The organism is Mycobacterium sp. URHB0044, assembly GCF_000620625.1.
Taxonomy (GTDB): Bacteria; Actinomycetota; Actinomycetes; order Mycobacteriales; family Mycobacteriaceae; genus Mycobacterium.
In genome coordinates, this window is record NZ_JIAW01000007.1 from 66,334 (window position 1) to 84,812 (window position 18,479).

The 18,479-nt window shown below is 66.7% G+C and carries 17 protein-coding genes; 8 read left to right on the forward strand and 9 right to left on the reverse strand.

Annotated features, from left to right (window positions below; translation table 11 throughout):
* The first annotated feature begins 1,230 nt into the window (after positions 1-1,230).
* On the forward strand, positions 1,231-1,791 hold the full coding sequence (locus N536_RS43555; RefSeq protein ID WP_369798429.1) for a DUF732 domain-containing protein: 561 nt from the start codon (positions 1,231-1,233) through the stop codon (positions 1,789-1,791).
* Positions 1,792-1,829: 38 nt separating this feature from the next.
* Positions 1,830-4,400 (forward strand): aminopeptidase N, encoded by a 2,571-nt coding sequence (gene pepN / locus N536_RS0116165; protein ID WP_029114551.1) that lies wholly within the window; start codon positions 1,830-1,832, stop codon positions 4,398-4,400.
* Here pepN and N536_RS0116170 read toward each other — a convergent pair.
* Positions 4,397-5,053, reverse strand: coding sequence for a maleylpyruvate isomerase family mycothiol-dependent enzyme (locus tag N536_RS0116170; RefSeq protein ID WP_029114552.1), 657 nt, complete (start codon positions 5,051-5,053; stop codon positions 4,397-4,399). The two genes, pepN and N536_RS0116170, sit on opposite strands and share 4 nt — an antisense overlap.
* Before the next feature lie 267 nt (positions 5,054-5,320).
* On the opposite strand from N536_RS0116170, the gene N536_RS42620 reads away from it, so the two are divergent.
* Positions 5,321-5,461, forward strand: a complete 141-nt coding sequence (locus N536_RS42620) for a hypothetical protein (protein ID WP_197040150.1) — start codon at positions 5,321-5,323, stop codon at positions 5,459-5,461.
* A gap of 66 nt (positions 5,462-5,527) precedes the next feature.
* Here N536_RS42620 and N536_RS0116180 read toward each other — a convergent pair whose 3' ends face one another.
* The 3 genes from N536_RS0116180 to N536_RS0116190 are packed head-to-tail and all read right to left on the reverse strand — an operon-like array spanning position 5,528 to position 6,883.
* On the reverse strand, positions 5,528-5,998 hold the full coding sequence (locus N536_RS0116180; protein ID WP_029114553.1) for a DUF5130 domain-containing protein: 471 nt from the start codon (positions 5,996-5,998) through the stop codon (positions 5,528-5,530).
* Entirely contained in the window at positions 5,985-6,188 is a 204-nt protein-coding gene (locus tag N536_RS0116185; RefSeq protein WP_036436618.1) for a hypothetical protein, read from the reverse strand. Before N536_RS0116185 ends, N536_RS0116180 begins: the two co-directional genes overlap by 14 nt.
* Positions 6,189-6,241: 53 nt before the next feature.
* Positions 6,242-6,883: an HNH endonuclease gene (locus N536_RS0116190; RefSeq protein ID WP_029114555.1), complete on the reverse strand. Its 642-nt coding sequence runs from the start codon at positions 6,881-6,883 to the stop codon at positions 6,242-6,244.
* 168 nt (positions 6,884-7,051) lie between these two features.
* On the opposite strand from N536_RS0116190, the gene N536_RS0116195 reads away from it, so the two are divergent.
* Positions 7,052-7,456, forward strand: a complete 405-nt coding sequence (locus N536_RS0116195; RefSeq protein WP_197040151.1) for a globin — start codon at positions 7,052-7,054, stop codon at positions 7,454-7,456.
* A gap of 21 nt (positions 7,457-7,477) precedes the next feature.
* Entirely contained in the window at positions 7,478-9,046 is a 1,569-nt protein-coding gene (locus tag N536_RS0116200; RefSeq protein ID WP_029114557.1) for a glycoside hydrolase family 13 protein, read from the forward strand.
* Between the two features lie 4 nt (positions 9,047-9,050).
* On the opposite strand, the gene N536_RS0116205 is transcribed toward N536_RS0116200, so the two are convergent.
* Positions 9,051-9,536, reverse strand: a complete 486-nt coding sequence (locus N536_RS0116205) for a MarR family winged helix-turn-helix transcriptional regulator (RefSeq protein WP_051574577.1) — start codon at positions 9,534-9,536, stop codon at positions 9,051-9,053.
* A 74-nt stretch (positions 9,537-9,610) separates the two neighbouring features.
* Here N536_RS0116205 and N536_RS0116210 point away from each other — a divergent pair, with 74 nt between their 5' ends.
* Entirely contained in the window at positions 9,611-9,994 is a 384-nt protein-coding gene (locus tag N536_RS0116210) for a VOC family protein (RefSeq protein WP_029114559.1), read from the forward strand.
* Between the two features lie 25 nt (positions 9,995-10,019).
* Here N536_RS0116210 and N536_RS0116215 read toward each other — a convergent pair whose 3' ends face one another.
* On the reverse strand, positions 10,020-10,556 hold the full coding sequence (locus N536_RS0116215; protein WP_029114560.1) for a MarR family winged helix-turn-helix transcriptional regulator: 537 nt from the start codon (positions 10,554-10,556) through the stop codon (positions 10,020-10,022).
* A gap of 91 nt (positions 10,557-10,647) precedes the next feature.
* Here N536_RS0116215 and N536_RS0116220 point away from each other — a divergent pair, with 91 nt between their 5' ends.
* Both N536_RS0116220 and N536_RS0116225 read left to right on the forward strand, forming a co-directional pair.
* On the forward strand, positions 10,648-11,583 hold the full coding sequence (locus N536_RS0116220; RefSeq protein ID WP_029114561.1) for an EamA family transporter: 936 nt from the start codon (positions 10,648-10,650) through the stop codon (positions 11,581-11,583).
* Positions 11,584-11,586: 3 nt separating this feature from the next.
* Positions 11,587-12,474, forward strand: a complete 888-nt coding sequence (locus N536_RS0116225; RefSeq protein ID WP_029114562.1) for an SDR family oxidoreductase — start codon at positions 11,587-11,589, stop codon at positions 12,472-12,474.
* A 4-nt stretch (positions 12,475-12,478) separates the two neighbouring features.
* On the opposite strand, the gene N536_RS0116230 is transcribed toward N536_RS0116225, so the two are convergent.
* From N536_RS0116230 to N536_RS0116240, 3 genes are read right to left on the reverse strand one after another with little or no spacing between them, the layout of a single operon-like run.
* A complete protein-coding gene (locus N536_RS0116230) occupies positions 12,479-13,162 on the reverse strand; it encodes a hypothetical protein (protein ID WP_029114563.1) in 684 nt (227 codons plus the stop codon).
* Positions 13,159-13,572, reverse strand: a complete 414-nt coding sequence (locus N536_RS0116235) for a thioesterase family protein (RefSeq protein WP_029114564.1) — start codon at positions 13,570-13,572, stop codon at positions 13,159-13,161. Before N536_RS0116235 ends, N536_RS0116230 begins: the two co-directional genes overlap by 4 nt.
* Positions 13,569-18,452: an NAD-glutamate dehydrogenase gene (locus N536_RS0116240; RefSeq protein WP_029114565.1), complete on the reverse strand. Its 4,884-nt coding sequence runs from the start codon at positions 18,450-18,452 to the stop codon at positions 13,569-13,571. The genes N536_RS0116235 and N536_RS0116240 overlap by 4 nt, the downstream gene beginning before the upstream one ends.
* Between the last annotated feature and the right edge of the window lie 27 nt (positions 18,453-18,479).

Below are 18,479 nucleotides of genomic sequence, written 5' to 3' on the forward strand. Positions count from 1 at the left end.
CGCCCGCACCGACGGACACCGTTGCTGGCCGTCTGCATTGCGGCACAACGTAATCGGCCTGAGTTAGTGGTGGTGCGTGTTGAACAGGTAGGAGTTGCCCTAGGTGCGCAGTTGCTCTTTCCGCTAGGGCTCGACCATGAGGCTGAATACGCCCTATTGTCATGGACCGTCCAGAAGGCCTTCACGGCGTCCTCGATCGGGAACCGGCGCGTAATCAACGTGGTGGTGAGCTCCGGGCCGGCCACCACGAGGTCGGCAGCCTCAGCGAGGATACAAGGCGCACCGCATCTTCGGCGGCCTCTCGAACGATCTGAGACTCCTCGTGGCACGCCGACGCGATCGCCGACAGAGCAGTACTCGTGCCTCCGCAGAGAGAATCAATCCGAACCGTTTCCGGGGTCGCGGATTCAGCCTGTACCAGGAAAGCCCTCCCCCGCTGCAGAGCGGCTCTCACGGCGAGTCCGAGAACGCCTCCTGATCAACACTATGAGTGCACAAAGCGCGACGAGGAGGGAGCCACCGCCCAAAGCGAAACCGACGGGCACCGATCTCGGCGTAAAAGCCTCGCCGTTCGACACCCGAACATCGAGCGATGATCCGACGCGATCTGCACCGTCCCAAAACCCTCCGTTGATCACGCCGGTCTGCGACACTCCGCCGATGGTCCATGTGGCCTCACAGTTACTACGCGAGCCGACCCCGCAGTAGGTGACTGTCGCCCTCGTCGGTGTGCCCACGGAATATCTCTGAAGGTCCGTCGCGCCAATCCAGAACCCAAGCAGCGCGAGTGCGAAGGCCGCGGCAAGCGTTGTGCCGCAATACACACCGAAGGACAACCTTGCGGTCGGCGGCCGACCGAGCGCACTTTGCGATGCGGCTTTCCGCGTACGGTGCGCTGCGTAATCCACACCTCCGCTCGTGGGGTCGGGCCACTCCAACGACCGCGCTCGCGGTCGCAGCACCGGCTGGCTGCCCCTACGCCACCGGATCATCCGCACATTCATATAGAACGCCAATCCGAAGAACAGGACCAAGACGACAGGGCCAATCCACACCGCCATCGACGAACCCTTTCACTACGCTCGGCCGCGGATTCAGAATCACCGGCGGACCGACAGATCTGCAGACCGCAGTGCGGACAGCACAAAGTGTGCCGGATCGGACACCCCCGACACATGAGGCATTCACCCCATAGATGCACCCAAATTGCGGGCAGAGGAACGCTGCGCGTTGGCCGGACAGCTCTGTGCGCACAGCGCATCCCACCACTCGGGTGATGTGCTGCATTCCCGGAGCGCGATGCCCGCAGGCGGCTCCGAGGGCAGCGGGGACACAGCCGGTCACGGCGGCGCCGGGGGCGTCGGCGGAACCGTGTTGCCGATGTCGCTATTGTCAATCAGTGTTTCTTCTGTGATTAAAGCGAAACGCACACTGACCGCAATTCTCTTCGGGACCGCGACGGCAATGGGGCTCGCGGCGCCGGCATACGCCAACCCGGTTACCGACAATAACTTCCTCGGTGCGCTGACGAACGCCGGCATTGGCTACAACGATGCGGCCTCCACGGAGCAGCTCGGGCGGTCGATCTGTCCGATGCTGGTCGAACCCGGTAAGTCCATGGCGTCGGTGTACTCCACCGTCACCAACAATGGCATCAACCCTCAGATGGCGGCGTTCTTCACCGGCGTCGCCATCTCGATGTACTGCTCGTCAGCGATGTCCTCGATCGGCAACGGCACGTTCCTGAACCAACTGAGTGGGCTCAACGGGTTCGGCATACCTGGGCTCTAACGGGCCGCCTGGGAGCACCGGCCGCTATGTTTGTCGACGTGGCACTTCCCAATCTGACTCGCGATCAGGCCGTCGAACGAGCGGCGCTGGTAACCGTCGACGGTTACCGCATCGTTCTCGACCTCACCGATGGATCCGGTTCGCCTGGCGAACGCACCTTCCGATCGACGACGACCGTCGAGTTCGATGCGCTCGCGGGCGCCGACACCGTCATCGACATCGCCGCCGAGACGATCCACAGCGCCACGCTCAACGGCGTCGCGATCGACGTGTCCGGCTATGACGAATCCACCGGGATTCCGCTCGCCGGACTGGCCGAGCACAACGTGGTGGTCGTCGACGCCGACTGCCGCTACTCCAACACCGGCGAGGGTCTGCATCGCTTCGTCGACCCCGTCGACGGCGAGGTGTACCTCTACTCGCAGTTCGAAACCGCCGACGCCAAGCGGATGTTCGCGTGCTTCGACCAGCCCGACCTGAAGGCCACGTTCGACGTCACCGTCACCGCGCCCGCGCATTGGCAGGTGATCTCCAACGGCGCCACGGCCTCCACCGAGGACGGCGTGCACACGTTCGCCACCACACCGCGGATGAGCACCTATCTGGTGGCGCTCATCGCCGGGCCGTACACCCGCTGGCTCGACGAGTACGCCGACGAGCACGGCACGATCCCGCTCGGCATCTACTGCCGCTCCTCGCTGGCCGAGTACATGGATGCCGAGCGGCTGTTCACCGAAACCAAACAGGGATTTGCGTTCTACCACGCCAACTTCGGGGTGCCGTACGCGTTCGGCAAGTACGACCAGTTGTTCGTGCCGGAGTTCAACGCGGGCGCGATGGAGAACGCCGGTGCGGTGACGTTCCTGGAGGACTACGTCTTCCGCAGCAAGGTGACGCGCTACAGCTACGAGCGGCGCGCCGAGACCGTGCTGCACGAGATGGCGCACATGTGGTTCGGCGACCTCGTCACGATGCAGTGGTGGGACGACCTGTGGCTCAACGAGTCGTTCGCGACGTTCGCCTCGGTGCTGTGCCAGGCCGAGGCCACCGAGTACAAGCAGGCCTGGACGACCTTCGCCAACGTCGAGAAGTCGTGGGCGTACCGCCAGGATCAGCTGCCGTCGACCCACCCCGTCGCCGCCGACATCCCCGACCTGCACGCCGTCGAGGTCAACTTCGACGGCATCACCTACGCCAAGGGCGCCAGCGTGCTCAAGCAGCTGGTGGCCTACGTCGGGAAGGAGCCGTTCCTCGCCGGCCTGCGCGACTACTTCCGCGACCACGCCTACGCCAACGCCACATTTGGCGATTTGCTTGGCGCACTTGAGAAGTCGTCGGGTCGCGACCTGTCGCACTGGGGCAGGCAGTGGCTCAAGACGACCGGTCTGAACACGTTGCGCGCCGACTTCGACGTCGACGCGGACGGGAAGTTCACCCGCTTCGCGATCACCCAGAGCGGCGCGGTACCCGGCGCAGGCGAGACGCGCGTGCACCGCCTGGCGGTCGGCGTGTACGACGACGATGCCTCCGGCAAGCTGGTCCGCGTACACCGCGAGGAACTCGACATCGACGGACCGGTCACCGAAGTTCCTGCACTACTTGGTGTTTCGCGCGGCAAGCTGATCATGGTCAACGACGACGACCTGACCTACTGCTCGCTGCGCCTGGATCCCCAGTCGCTGCAGACTGTCCTGACCCGCATCGCCGACATCGCCGACCCCCTGCCGCGCACGCTGGCGTGGTCGGCGGCATGGGAGATGACCCGCGAAGCCGAGATGAAGGCCCGCGACTTCGTCGCACTGGTCATCAGCGGCGTGCATGCCGAGACGGAAGTCGGTGTGGCGCAACGGTTGCTGCTGCAGGCCCAGACGGCGCTGAACGCGTACGCCGACCAGGACTGGGCACGCGAGAACGGCTGGCCGGCGTTCGGGGATGCACTGCTGGACCTGGCGCGCGAATCGGCGCCGGGGTCGGACCATCAGCTGGCATTCGTGAACGCGCTGTGCACGTCGGTACTTTCGCGCAATCACGTCGCCGTCCTGGCAACCCTGCTGGACAACGAGCCCGCCGCGGTGAACCTGTCCGGCCTGGTGGTCGACACCGACCTGCGCTGGCGCATCGTGACCGCCCTGGCCGCCAGTGGCGACCTGGACGCCGACGGACCGGAGACGCCGTTCATCGACGCGGAAGCCGCAAACGACCCGACTGCGGCAGGCAAGCGCAATGCCGCCGCGGCGGCGGTGGCCCGTCCGCAGGCCGTCGTCAAGGATGCCGCCTGGCAGCAGGTCATCGAGGACGACGCGATGGCCAACATCACCACCAGGGCGGTCGTCAACGGGTTCGTGCAGCCCGGCCAGTCGGCACTGTTGGCGCCGTTCACCGCCAAGTACTTCGACGCCATCTCCGGCGTGTGGGAGCGACGGTCCAGCGAGGTCGCGCAGACCGTCGTGATCGGGCTGTACCCCTCGTGGGACGTCAGCCAGGCCGGTCTCGAGGCGGCTGACGAGTTCCTGGCGGGCGACGTGCCGCCGGCTCTGCGCCGGCTGGTGATCGAGGGGCGTGCCGGTGTGGAGCGGGCGCTGCGGGCGCGCGCGTTCGACATCGCCTAGTTCACGCGTAGGCGGCTGCGTAGTTCGACGAGCCCGTCTCCAGACAGTCGGGGTAGGGCGGCCAGCCGCCCGGTGAGCAGCAGCAGAATCGCGGAGATCGATCCGCGCACCTCGCGGCCATCGCCCACCGACCAGGTGACGTCGTCGGCGGTGAGGCGCATCCCGTCGAAGGGGACGTGGCCGAACACGCGAGCCAATCGGGTTCCGCGGGTCGACCACACCCGACTCGCGGCCACGGCAGCCGCGTCGGCCGACATCGACAGATCGCGCCCGAGCGGGAGCGCGATGTCCTGCCCGTGCACCAAGATGTCGATCAGTGTCTCGAGGTTGGTGACGCCGACGTTGTGGCGCCGCGACCCGATCATCGCGCGAATCTCGGCGATCAGTTGCTCAGTCGGGAGACCGGCGCGGCTGCGGGCGGATTCGCGGACGAACCGGTTGGTGCCACCCAGAACCCGCGGGTTGGTGATCACCAAGCGCATCGCCGCGAGCGCGGTGAGCTGCTGCAGCGTGAGATGCCCGGCGACGTCGCGCACCGTCCACCCATCACACAGAGACGGGCGTCGCCACTCGTCGTCCGACAACTCCTCGAGCAGGTCGGTCGTGCGCCGGCGCTGATCGTCGATTGCGGCCCAGATGTCGTCGTCGTTCATTGCTCCCCCAATCAAGTAACGCATACGCGCGCAAGCGTCGGAGCCAGCAAACAATCGAGGTGCAGATGCGGCTTTCCGCATCGGCGGCGCAGTGCCTCAACGAGGGGCGCCGTCGAGCACAGGTGAGCGCAAAATCACATGTCAGAGCTTGATTTACACGCCGTTAACACGAACAATCAAGAGGTGTTCCAGATGGGCGATCCCCATGTAAGCGGGAACACAGCAACCAACGCTCTGTGATCCGGAGCACAACGTAGGAGTGAGAAGATGTCCCTCGCGCAGTTTCGCGCAGACCTGACGCGCACCATCAACCGGCGCCGCCTCTATGCGCGGATCAACGCCCTTCCCCATTCGACCGTTCGTGAAGAGCTGCTGGCGATTGCCCAGCGGCACGACTCGAACCAGTGACGCGGGGAATTTCCCAGAGCCGGTGATCCCACGGGGATCACCGGCTTCGTCGTTTCTGGGCCGGAACTAGCGGGGTGAGACGCCGGCGGACAGCACGCGCACGGCGCTGATCAGGCCGTCGATCAGGTTGCCTTCCTTGAACGACGCCGCGGCCGCCGAGACGCCCAGTGGAGCGGCCTCTTCGATGCCGCGCCCCTTGACGTCCGCGCCGTAGACCACCTCGATGGCCTTCTGGTTCGGCGAGACCGCGAGCAGCACCGCGTTGTCCGGAGTCGGGACCTTCGCGAGGATGTCGCGGGCAGTGGCCGCCGGGTCGTCACCGAGGTCGCCCAGATACACCGCGAAGCGGGCCTTCGAACCCCGCGACCCGTACTTCAGCGCATCGTCGAGGACGACGAGGTCCTTGGTCGGGAACGGGTAGTGCACCGACAGCTCACCGGGCTCGGTGACGCCGGAGATCCGCCCGCTGTTCGTGACGGCGTAGCCCGCCGGCAGGTTCGCCGGATCGACGAGCTTCGCGACCTCACCACTTGCCACTTGCGCCGCCTCCCACCGTCAGGTGCGAACCGTGGCCGCCGTGGCCATGGTCCGCAGGTTCGTCAGACGCCCAGAGGATCGGGGCGTGCGTCCACGGTTCGGACATGTCGTAGGTCGCCGGATGTGGGCCCTTGCGGGACCAGATCAGGGCGATCAACACCAACAGGAGAAGCAGCGGGACGCCGCCCATCAGCGAATGTGCCAAGGCTGTGCTCACGACGCAAACGTTATCTCAAGGGCCACTCAGGCCGCGCCCTCACCCAGGTATCGCACCCAGGCGGGATCGAGGTCCTTGACCGACGACAGCAGCCGCCAGTGCTGCCCCTTCGGCGGCAGGGGCACCGACCGCAGCGACCAACCCAGTTCGGCGAGCATGTGGTCTGCCTTGCGGTGGTTGCACGATGCGCACGCCGCCACGCAGTTCTCCCAGGAGTGGGCGCCGCCGCGGCTGCGCGGCACCACGTGATCGACGGTGTCGGCCTTCGCTCCGCAGTACGCGCAGCGGAAACGATCGCGGTGCATCAGCGCCGCGCGCGTCATGGGAATGCGGGCACGGTAGGGCACCCGCACGTAGGTCCGCAGCCGGATCACCGACGGCACCACGATGGTGCGGGTGGCCGAGTGAATAACCGGACCGGACGGGTCGTCGTGCACGACGTCGGCCTTGCCGCACATCAGCATGATCACGGCGCGGCGCATGGGCAGCGCCGTCAGGGGTTCGTAGGTGGAGTTCAGCAGCAGGACCCGGCGCCGGCCCCAGATGGAGCTCTGGGTGGGTGGACGGGCGTCGAGCAGCGGCAATGTCTGGGCAGGAGCGGTCGAGTGGCCGACTAGGCCCAACGCGGTCCCGTGATGCCGGGGGCCGCGGCTCTTTCGCTGCGACATACGCCCTCCGAGGAGACAGTTCATCACGGATCGGGGCAGACCGCACGACAATTCTTGACGTGTTCGCAGGTCAGTCTGGTGAACTTTCGATGACACGGCCGTCTTTGCCGTGATCGCACGGCACGAGCCGGTCCCCCGATCGGTGCGACGCCGCCCGCCACGAGGACAATGGGGACGGTGACCAACGTTCAGCGCTCGTTCTACGACGAGGTCGGCGGCGCCGAGACCTTTCGGTCGCTCGTCTCGAAGTTCTACCAGCTGGTGCGCGAGGACGAGATTCTGCGGCCCTTGTATCCCGAGGACGAGCTCGACGCGGCCGAGGAGCGGCTGCGGATGTTCCTCGAGCAGTACTGGGGTGGGCCGCGGACGTACTCGGAACAGCGCGGTCACCCTCGACTGCGGATGCGCCACGCACCGTTCAAGATCGGCTTCATCGAACGCGACGCGTGGCTGCGGTGCATGCACATCGCGGTGGCCGACATCGACGCCGAAACACTGGACGACGCGCACCGCAAGGCGTTGTTGGACTACCTGGAGATGGCCGCGCAATCGATGGTCAACTCGCCGTTCTGAGTTCCGGCATGATTGGTGGACGTGACCAATTCCCGCGAGGCGTGGTGGTCCCGCGCCGTGTTCTATCAGGTCTATCCGCGATCCTTCCGCGACAGCAATGGTGATGGCGTCGGCGACCTCGACGGCGTGACCGCCGGCCTCGACTATCTGAGCCGACTCGGCATCGACGCGTTGTGGTTGAACCCGGTGATGGTGTCGCCCATGGCCGATCACGGCTACGACGTCGCCGACCCACGCGACGTCGATCCCCTGTTCGGCGGCATGGGCGCGCTGGACCGCCTGATCGACGCGGCGCACGCCCGCAGCATCAAGGTCACGATGGACCTGGTGCCCAACCACACCAGCTCGGCGCACCCGTGGTTCCAGGCTGCGCTTGCGGCCGGCCGCGGCAGTGCGCAGCGCGAGCGCTACATCTTTCGCGACGGCGCCGGCCCGGGCGGCCTGCACCCGCCGAACAACTGGGTGTCGGTGTTCGGCGGCCCGGCGTGGACGCGGGTCGAGGAGCCCGACGGCAACCCGGGCCAGTGGTATCTACACCTGTTCGACGCCGAGCAGCCCGACCTCAACTGGGAGAACCCCGAGGTGTTCGACGACCTCGAGAAGACGCTGCGGTTCTGGCTCGAGCGCGGGGTGGACGGGTTCCGCATCGACGTCGCCCACGGCATGGCCAAGCCGCCGGGCCTGCCGGACATGAAGAACCCCGACCTGCCGATGCTCACCCTGGATGACGACGATCCTCGGTTCAACCACGACGGGGTACACGAGATCCACCGCAGCATCCGCACTGTTCTCAACGATCACCCCGACGCCGTCACCGTCGGCGAGATTTGGGTATTCAACAACGGCGACTTCGCCAAGTATCTGCGCCCCGACGAGCTTCACCTCGGCTTCAACTTTCGGCTGGTACGGGCGAAGTTCGATGCGGCCGGAGTTCGGGAGGCGATCGAGAACTCCTTGGCAGCAGCCGAACTCGCCGGTTCGCCACCCACGTGGTGTCTGTCCAATCACGATGTCGAACGTGAAGTCAGCCGCTACGGGGGTGGCGCGGTGGGCTTGGCGCGAGCCGAGGCGATGGCGCTGGTGATGCTGGCGCTACCGGGCACCGTATTCGTCTACAACGGCGAGGAGTTGGGCCTGCCGAACGTCGACCTGCCCGATGAGGTGCTGCAGGACCCCACCTGGGAACGGTCCGGACACCACGAACGGGGCCGCGACGGCTGCCGGGTGCCGATGCCGTGGTCGGGTGACACTCCCCCGTACGGCTTCTCGGACAATCCGGACACCTGGCTGCCGATGCCGCCGGACTGGTCGGGCTTGACTGTCGAAAGGCAGGACGGCGTCGAAGGTTCGACGCTGACGATGTTCCGCCGCGCCATCGAGATACGCCATGGCCGTGGACATCTCGGTGACGGCGTGGAATGGATCGACGCGCCGGATGGAGCGCTGGCGTTCCGCTGCGCCGACGGCGTGGTGTGCGTACTGAACGCGGGCGCACATCCCGTGGCGTTGCCCGTCGGCGAGGTGCTGCTCTCCAGCCAGCCATTGGTCGACGGCGAGTTGGGGCCGGACGCCGCTGCCTGGATCGGCTAGGTAGTTACGTCGTGGTCTCGTCGGCAAGTCGTTGGAGATATCCCGCGAAGAGGCGTCGATCGTGCTCACTCCAGGCGGCGGTCAGGTCGTCGAAGCACTGTTGCTGCCATCGAAGTGCCTGACCGCGTAGCCGCCGCCCCTGGGCGGTGAGTTCGACGACGGCCCGCCGGCGGTCGTGCCGGGAGTTCTTGCGCGCCAAGTAGCCTGCCGCGACGGCATCGCGGATCATCCGGCTCGCGCCGGATTGGTCTAGGGCCAATTGCGCCGCCACCCCGTTGACGGTCACTTCGTCGTCGCCTTCGAGGACGGCGGCCACGGCTTCGACGACCTGGATGTGTTGAATGTTGCGGGTTTCGGCGTCGGGGCTTGCCGGCACGCCAAGCAGCGCTCGGTTCGTCCACCGCCGCGACCAGAACCGCACCAGCTTGAACAGTGCGGGTCCACCGTTGGGTCGACGATCTGCTGCCGTCTTCTCGCTTCTCGAGGCCACTCCAGGATTGTATGCGTACCGCATGCTATTGTCGTATGCGAATCGCATGCAAAATCTTGAGGAAGGGAACGCAAATGCCGATCGTTCTCGATCACACGATCGCGCCTGCTACGAACAGTCGTTCAGCGGCAACGTTTTTCGCGGAGTTGATGGGGCTGGAGGTGTCGCCTCCGAGCGGCCCCTTCCTGCCTGTTTCGATCAACGAATCGCTTACGTTCGATTTCGATGAGCGAGGCCAGATCGCCCCTGCCCACTTCGGGTTCCTGGTCGACGATGATACGTTTCAGGCCATGTTGGATCGGCTGGCCACATTGCCAGCCATCGAATTCGGCTCTGGACCAGAGCACGGATGGGACAGGCAGACAAGCGCGATCGGCGGCGGTCGCGGAGTCTACGTCCGCGATCCCGACAACGGTCACACCTACGAGCTGTTCACCGTGCGCCCCGCCACGCCGTAGCCTTGGCTGTCAGTTGGCTTGATTCTCATTGCAACTCTTCGAGTTCGGCCGACGGCTCGGCCTCACCGGTGCTGTCACCGAGGCCGAGCAAGAGGGTGCGGAGCATCGCGGCGAGATCGTTCTGCTGATCCTTGTCGAGCGCGGCGAGGATGCGCCGTTCGTTGTCCACGTGGGCGACGACCGCGCGGTCGATGAGCTCCCGCCCTGCGGGGGTGAGCGCCACGACGACGGTGCGCCGGTTGGTGGGATCGATGTCGCGCGTGACGTAGCCCTTGGCGACGAGACGGTCGAGCCGGTTGGTGACGGCCCCCGAGGTCACCATCGAGGCGCGAGCCAACGCGCCTGCGGTCATGCCGTCGGGTGAGCCGGCGCGCCGAAGGGTTGCGAGGACGTCGAACTCGCCCCGTTCCAGCCCGAACTCGCTGAAGAGCGCTTTGAGTTCGCGCTCGGCGATCCGTGTCACCCGGGACAGACGGCCAAGGACACCCATGGGCGACGGGTCGAGGTCGGGCCGGGCGTGGGCCCATTGCTCCACGATGCGGTCGACGGCATCACGGGTCACGACAACCTCTCAACGCTGAATTGTTTGACGTGAAGGTATCACGGGCATACGCTCTTCAACATTGAATATTTCAACGTTGAAAGGTTGTCCGATGTCGTCACGCGCCGGATCGACGACCCGAAACCGTGGCAGCGGCGTAGCGGGAGTGACCGCGCTGACCGCACTCGCTCCGGCGAGTTGGGGCACCACGTACCTGGTCACCACCGAGTTCCTCCCCCCGGGGTATCCGTTGACGTCCACCGTGATTCGTGCGCTGCCAGCGGGGCTGATCCTGCTCGCCGTCACGCGCAAGCTGCCGCACGGGCCGTGGCTCTGGCGCGCGTTGCTCCTGGGAACCCTCAACATCGGCGCGTTCAATGCGCTGCTGTTCGTCGCGGCCTATCGCCTGCCCGGCGGGGTCGCGGCGACCCTGACCTCGGTGCAGCCGATACTCGTCACCGGCCTCGCATTTGTGTTGCTCGGCGAGAAGCCCACCCGCTGGCGGCTCGGCTGGGCACTGGTGGGCGTCGCCGGTGTCGGGTTGATCGTCCTGCGCGGCCAGGTTTCCTTCGACCTGCTCGGCATTCTGGCCGCCATCGCAGGTGCCGGTTCGATGGCCGGCGGTGTCGTCCTCACCAAGCGTTGGGGACGTCCGGAAGGCGCAGGCGCAGTGACCATCGCCGGCTGGCAACTCACCGCAGGCGGTCTCGTGCTCGTCCCCCTCGCGCTCGCGTTCGAGGGGTTGCCGCCGGCAATGGATCTTCGCGCGATCGGCGGCTACGCGTGGCTGTGTGTCGTCGGGGCCCTGCTCACATACCCGATCTGGTTCCACGGGATCGGCAGACTGTCCGTGGTCGCCGTTTCGTTTCTCCCGCTACTCTCGCCGACGGTTGCCACGATCCTGGGCTGGTTGTTCCTGCATCAAGCGCTAACACCGTGGCAAGGCGTCGGATTCGTGCTCACGCTCACCGCCATCGCCGCCGCGCAGCTGACCCCCGACGTCATCCGCAACCTAGTTCGCACCCCCGCTGACACCACAGGAGGATGAACAGTGCCGCGCACAGTGTTGATCACGGGAGCAACCGGGACGGTGTCCACCGCACTGCTGAATGCGTTGGAGGGAGCCAAGTTAGACCTCCGCGCTCTCGTCCGAGACGAGTCGACGGCGGACGGGGTGCGCGAGCGGAACGCCGAGCTCGTCGTCGGTGATCTCGACGACCCACGGTCGCTGCCGCCCGCCTTCGACGGCGTGCAGGACGTGTGGCTGCTCACCCCGAACGGGCCGCGCGCTCCGGAGAACAACATGAACGCCGTCTGGGCCGCACGACAAGCCGGCGTGGAGCGCATCGTGCGATTGTCCGTCGTCGGCGCGGCCCACACCGCACCGAACCGCAGTGGCAGGTTGCACGCATTGTCCGACAGGGAGATTCAAGAGTGTGGGATGCGGTGGACGATCCTGCGTCCACACTGGTTCATGCAGAACCTGCTGAACGAGGCGGCCGACATCGCCGCCACCGGCACGTTCTCGTTGAACATGGCCTCGGCACGGATCGGCATGATCGACGTACGGGACATCGCCGAGTGCGCGGCGCTCGTGCTTCTCGACGACCCGGACCGCCACCACGGCCAGACGTACACGCTCACCGGCCCCCAGTCGCTGACCTTCGACGAGGTCGCCGACCACACGAGCCTCGCCCTCGGCAGGTCCATCAGCTACGTGCCGGTCAGCGACGACGCCAAACGAATCACGTTGCAGGGCTACGGCGTCCCGACCTGGATCATCGACATGCTCGAGGAGTACGCGCAGGCCTACATCGGCGGCTGGGGCGACTTCACCACCGACACGGTCGCCCAACTTCTCGGCCGCCCGCCTCGCGGCATCGCCGACTTCGCCCGCGACCACGCCACAGCGTTGACCTCAGCTGTCGCAAGCCGCTGACCCGCTAGCGCAACACCACGGCCGGATTGCCGCGGCGGCGGTACACCGTGCCGAACCGTGCGTCGATGCGCAGCCACGCCGGCAGCACGCGGACCCGCACCACCTCGTCGGCGGCCACCGACTCGGGAGCGAACTCGTCGCCGCCCGTTCTGCCCTGCGGCAGGAATCTCATTGCGGTCAAAGCGAATACGCAGCGCATCGGGATGCCGACCTGCGTGTCGCCGGAACTGACGGCGACGACCTCCTGATCCAGCAACGATGCCGGCGGGCCATGCGCGCTACCGTGCTCCTTGGCCAGCGCGACGCCGCTTTGCGCGAGGTCGAGAACCGCACGGGCGGGCACGTCGTCGAGATGGACGAACCCGCTATCCGGTGGTAGCGCGCTGCGCCACGCCGAGTCCATGGCGAAGCCGGGGTCCACATAACCCGAGCGATCCATCTCGGGCAGCGCACGGGCCAGCGCGTCGGCTGCCACCGACAGGTCGGCGGGACGCACCGAACCGCCCACGACCCGGCTGGCGAGGACGTCGAACCCGGTGGCCACCCAGGCCACCACCTGCCCGCCTGGGCGCTCCCGCAACCGGATCACACTCGAATCGTCCAGGCGCAAGGCACTTTCGACGAACGTGGTGAGGTCTTCCCGGTGCGCGACGTCGTCGAGCCACAGCCCGCGCTCATGCGTGTTCACCGTTGGTAACGCTGCAGATACTCCCGGTGATGCGGCGCCAGCCGCACCAACTTCTGCGCCTCGATGTCGAACGCCGCCAACTGGCTCTCACCGATCACGGCCGGCTTCGAATCCGGATCGGCGAGCGCCGAGCGCACCTCGTAACCGAGGGTGAAGTCGACCGCACGCAGCCGGTTCACCCAAATGGTCACCTGCAGCGGCGAATCCGCCAGTCGCAGCTGGCCCTTGTAGGTCACCTTCACCTCTGCGATCAGGAGCCCCGTCGTGGCGAAGTCGTCGGCGAACGGCTCGACCAGGAACGGGACTCTGGCCTCCTCCAGGATGGTCACCATCGTCGCGTGGTTGACGTGCTGGTACATGTCGATGTCCGACCAGCGCACCGGCACCGGCGTGGTGAATCTCTCGGTCAAGAAGACGTCCCCGTTCCGCTCGACCGCGTCATGCTGCGGATCTGGCGTGCCGCCACCGACAGGGTCGCGAGGTCGTGTTGACCTTCCGTGTAGATCTCGGTGAGGGTGCGGCGCGCCCGCGCCACCCGCGAGCTGTTCGTCAGCTCCCATTCCTCGATCTTCTGTTCACCAGTCTCGTCGGGCTCGCCAACACCGAGCACGTCGAAGCACAGCGCCCGCAACGATCCGTAGATGTCGTCGCGAATCGCCAAGCGCGCCAACGAATGCCACCGGTCATCGCGGGCCAGCGCGGACACGGCAGTGAGCAATCCGTCGGTACCGAGGTGGTCCATCAACGCGAAGTACGTGTCGGCGACCTCGGCCGGGTCGCGCTCCACGATGTCCGCGACGTCGATGATGTCGAGCAGGCTGTACTGGTAGAGCCCACTGGCCACCATGTAGGCCAGATCCTCGGACACTCCCTTGTCGGTGAGCTCCTCCGTCTGCTTGGCGACGATGTCGCGGTCGTCGCCGCGCAACCACTCCGACATCCGCGGCGTCAGGGCCGCCACCGTCGCGGCGAAGCGGTTCACCTCGGCGCCGACGGCCAGCGGCTGAGGACGGTAGTTGAGCAGCCAGCGGCCGGCACGGTCGATGAGGCGGCGCAGATCCAGCGTCATGCGGTCGGTCACCGAGACCGCAACCCCCGCAGCGCTCGCCGCCCTGATCTGATGCCACACCTCGCCGACGCGGAAGATCGCGTCGGTGGCGACGTAGCTGCGTACCGCGTCCAACGGCCCGACCCCGACGTCCTCGGTGATCCGGTAGGCGTAGCTGATGCCGCTAGTGTCGACCAGATCGTTGACGAGCATGGTGGTGACGATTTCCCGGCGCAGCTGATGGGTGCGTATCTCCGGCCCGAACCGGTCGCGCAGCTGGCGCGGGAAGTACTCGGGCAACCGGGCGGCGAAGACTTCCTGGTCGGGCAGCTCGCTGGCGAGCAGTTCGTCCTTCAACGCCAGCTTGACGTGCGCCATCAACGTCGCGAGTTCGGGCGACGTCAGGCCGAGACCCGCTTCGCCGCGCCTGCGGATCTCCTTATCCGGCGGCAGCGCCTCCAACTCGCGGTTGAGGCCACGGTCCGCGATCAGATCCTTCATCTGGCGGGCGTGCACGGGGAGCAGCCCGGCCGCGTTGGCCCGGCTGGTGCCGAGCAGATCGTTCTGGGCGGCGTTGTCGTCGAGCACCAGACGTCCAACCTCGTCGGTCATCGACATCAGCAACTCGGTGCGTTCGTCGGCGCTCACCTTGCCCGCAGTGACCAACGAGTCAACGAGGATCTTGATGTTGACCTCGTGGTCGGAGCAGTCGACGCCCGCCGAGTTGTCCAGCGCGTCGGTGTTGACGTGTCCACCGGCGAGGTCGAACTCGATGCGCCCACGCTGCGTCACACCCAGGTTGCCGCCTTCGCCGATCACCTTGGCGCGCAGCTGGTTTCCGTTCACGCGCACGGTGTCGTTGGCGCGATCCCCGACGTCGGCGTCCGACTCCGTCTCGGCCTTGATGTACGTGCCGATGCCACCGTTGAAGAACAGGTCCACCGGCGCCAGCATGATGGCCTTCATCAACGCGGGCGGCGTCATCTCGGTGGTGTCGGCTGGCAGGCCGAGGGCCTCGCGTACCTGCTTGCTGATCGCAATCGACTTCTGCTGCCTGCCGAACACGCCGCCGCCCTCGCTGATGAGGGCCCGGTCGTAGTCGTCCCAACTGGACCGCGGCAGCTCGAACATCCGCTTGCGCTCGTCCCAGGAGCGGGCGGCATCGGGATTCGGGTCGAGGAAGATGTGCCGGTGGTCGAAGGCCGCGACGAGCCGAATGTGCTTGGACAGCAACATGCCGTTGCCGAACACGTCACCGCTCATGTCGCCGACCCCAACGACGGTGAAGTCCTGCGACTGGGTGTCGATGCCCATCTCGCGGAAGTGCCGCTTGACCGATTCCCAGGCACCCTTGGCGGTGATGCCCATCGCCTTGTGGTCGTAGCCCACTGAACCGCCGGAGGCGAACGCGTCGCCCAGCCAGAACCCGTAGGACTTCGCGACGTCGTTGGCGATGTCGGAGAACGTGGCGGTGCCCTTGTCCGCGGCGACGACGAGGTAGGCGTCGTCGCCGTCTCGACGGACGACCCCGCCCGGCGCCACGACGGCACCGCTGGCGGTGTCGACGTTGTCGGTGATGTCGAGCAGCCCGCTGATGAACAAGCGGTAGCACGCCACGCCCTCGTTGCGTTGCGCGTCGCGGTCGACCGCGGCATCGCCGGTCGGCGCGGGCGGCGACTTCAGGACGAAGCCGCCCTTGGCGCCGACGGGCACGATGACGGCGTTCTTCACGGCCTGCGCCTTGACGAGGCCGAGGATTTCGGTGCGGAAGTCCTCGCGACGGTCCGACCAGCGCAGTCCACCCCGCGCGACGTTGCCGAACCGCAGGTGCACGCCCTCGACCCGCGGCGAGTAGACGAAGATCTCGTATTTCGGTCGGGGCAGCGGCAATTCGTCGATGAGGCCCGGATTGAGCTTGACCGACAGTACGTTCTGCTCGCGCGCCGAACCGGAACGGGTGACGAAGTAGTTGGTGCGCAATGTCGCCTGGATCATCGAGGCGAAGGCGCGGAGCACGCGGTCGGTGTCAAGGCCGACCAACGCGTCGATGCCTGCGGCGACGGCGGCTGCGGCGGCGGAGGCGTCGTGCTCCGCATCCTCCGACGGGTCGAACAGCGCCTCGAACAACTCGACCAGCGAGCGCGCCGTGGCGGGGTTGGCGTTGACCACCGTCTCGATGTACGACTGACTGTACGGAAAACCAGCCTGCCGCAAGTACTTTGCGTAGCTGCGCAGCACGGTCACCTGCTGCCAGGTCAACCCCGCCCGCAGCACCAGCTCGTTGAACCGGTCGATCTCGACGCGACCCTGCCAAATCGCGGTGACGGCGTCGGCGAAGAGGGCCGCGGTGGCTTGGCGCGCCGCGGCGTCGTGTTCCTCCCGAATGACCTGCTGCGCGGAGATCTTGAACTGATAGATCCACACCGGCAGGCCATCGCGCCGGGCCACGGTGAAGGGCCGCTCCTCGAGCACCACGACGCCCATCGACTGCAACATCGGCAGCAGCTCGCTCAGGGATGCGGATCGTCCACCCAGATACCAGGTGAGCTGGGCGGTCTGGCCCTCCTCGCCCTCGGAGAACATCAGCTTGACCGAATTGTCTTGCAGCTCTTCGATGATCGCGATGTCAGCGATGGCGTCCAGTGGACTGAAGGCCTGCTTGTAGACCTCGGGGAACGCCGCGGCGTAGTGCTCGGCCTCGACCTGACCGATCGATCCCGACTTCACCGCACCGATCAACCGGTCGCCCCATGTGCGTGACGCTTCGGTCAGCAGACCCTGGATCCTGGTCTCGTTCTCCATCGACGTGTCGACATCGGCGGGACGCGACCCCTCCGGTAGCCGGACGGTGAAATGCACGACCGCCCAGGGCGATTCGCTAACCCGGGCGGTGTACTCGATGCTCACGCCGCCGAGCTCGCGGACCAGGATGTCCTGCATCTGCAGCCTCACGGCGGTGGTGTAGCGGTCGCGCGGCAGATACACCAGACAGGACACGAAGTGGGCGAGCTGATCGGCCCGCAGGAACAGCAGTGCGCGCCTCCGCGAGCCCAGGTCGACGACCGCCTTGGCCATCTCCAGCAGATCCTGCGCGCCGAGCGCGAACAGCTCCGAACGCGGAATGGTCTGGATGATGTCGAGCAGCAGTTGGCCGGGATGGCCTGGCTCGCCCTGCGCCAACGCCAGGGCTTCCGTCACCCGCCGGGAGATCAGCGGGATCTCGAGCACGTTGGCGTTCGACGCGGCCACGGTGAACAGCCCGACGAATCGGTGCTCGACGACCTGCCCGCCCGAGTCACCTCTCTGCTGCCCGCCGGCAGATTCCCGGACCACCACGATGTACGGGTACGCGCCGTAGCGCAGGAAGCTCGGCATCGTCGCCTGCGCGAGCACCAGCAGGTCGTCGGGTCCCGTCAGCTGCGGCAGCACGTCGGTGCGCAACCGGAGCACCCCGAGGCGGCTGGACGGTTCCACGGACGCGGACCCATCGCGCACGACGCAGCGCTGATAGCCCAGCAGCACGAAGTGGCCGTCGGCCAGCCAGCGCAGCAGCGCGGCGACGTCGCGGCGGTCATAACTGGGAAAGTGGCTGCCGTGGTCGGCGTCCAACGCGTTGGCCAGACCGACGAGGGTGGCGTTCAGCGAGGCTCCGTCGAGCGCCACCTGCCGCGCGTCGGCGAGCACTTTGGGCAGCAGGTCCGCGGCCTCACTGACCGAAGCGGCATTGGCCGACGGTGACAGCGCGACGTGGATCCACGTCTCGTCGATACCGTCGCGGGGAGCGTCGGGGTCGGCCACGGGCCGCATCTCGACGACCTCACCCGCCGGGTCGCGACGCACCCGGAACACGGGGTTCATGATCGCCACGTAGGCCACGCCGAGCCGGTGCAGCAGCACCGTGACGGAGTCCATCAGCATCGCACTCTGATCGGTGACCAGCTGAAGCGCGGGCCCGAACCCGGCGGCGTCATCCGTGCCGTACACCGCGACGTTGGTCTGTCCGATCGACCGCTGCCCACCCACGCGACCATGGGCGGCCAGCATCGCCGGCGTCACCAGCCTGCCGATGATCGACTGTCCCATCGGTGCGGTCACCGCCGAGTCGGCGGCGGGCGAATCACCGTGCGGGCCTTGATAGGTCTCGAGGTACGCCCTGGCGAGGCGAGCCGTGCCGTCCTGACTCAGGACCGTCGTATTGGCGGATCCGTCGAAGTTCTGGCCGCTCCGCGGATTCACCGTCATACCGATCGCTCCTGACTCACAACCCCC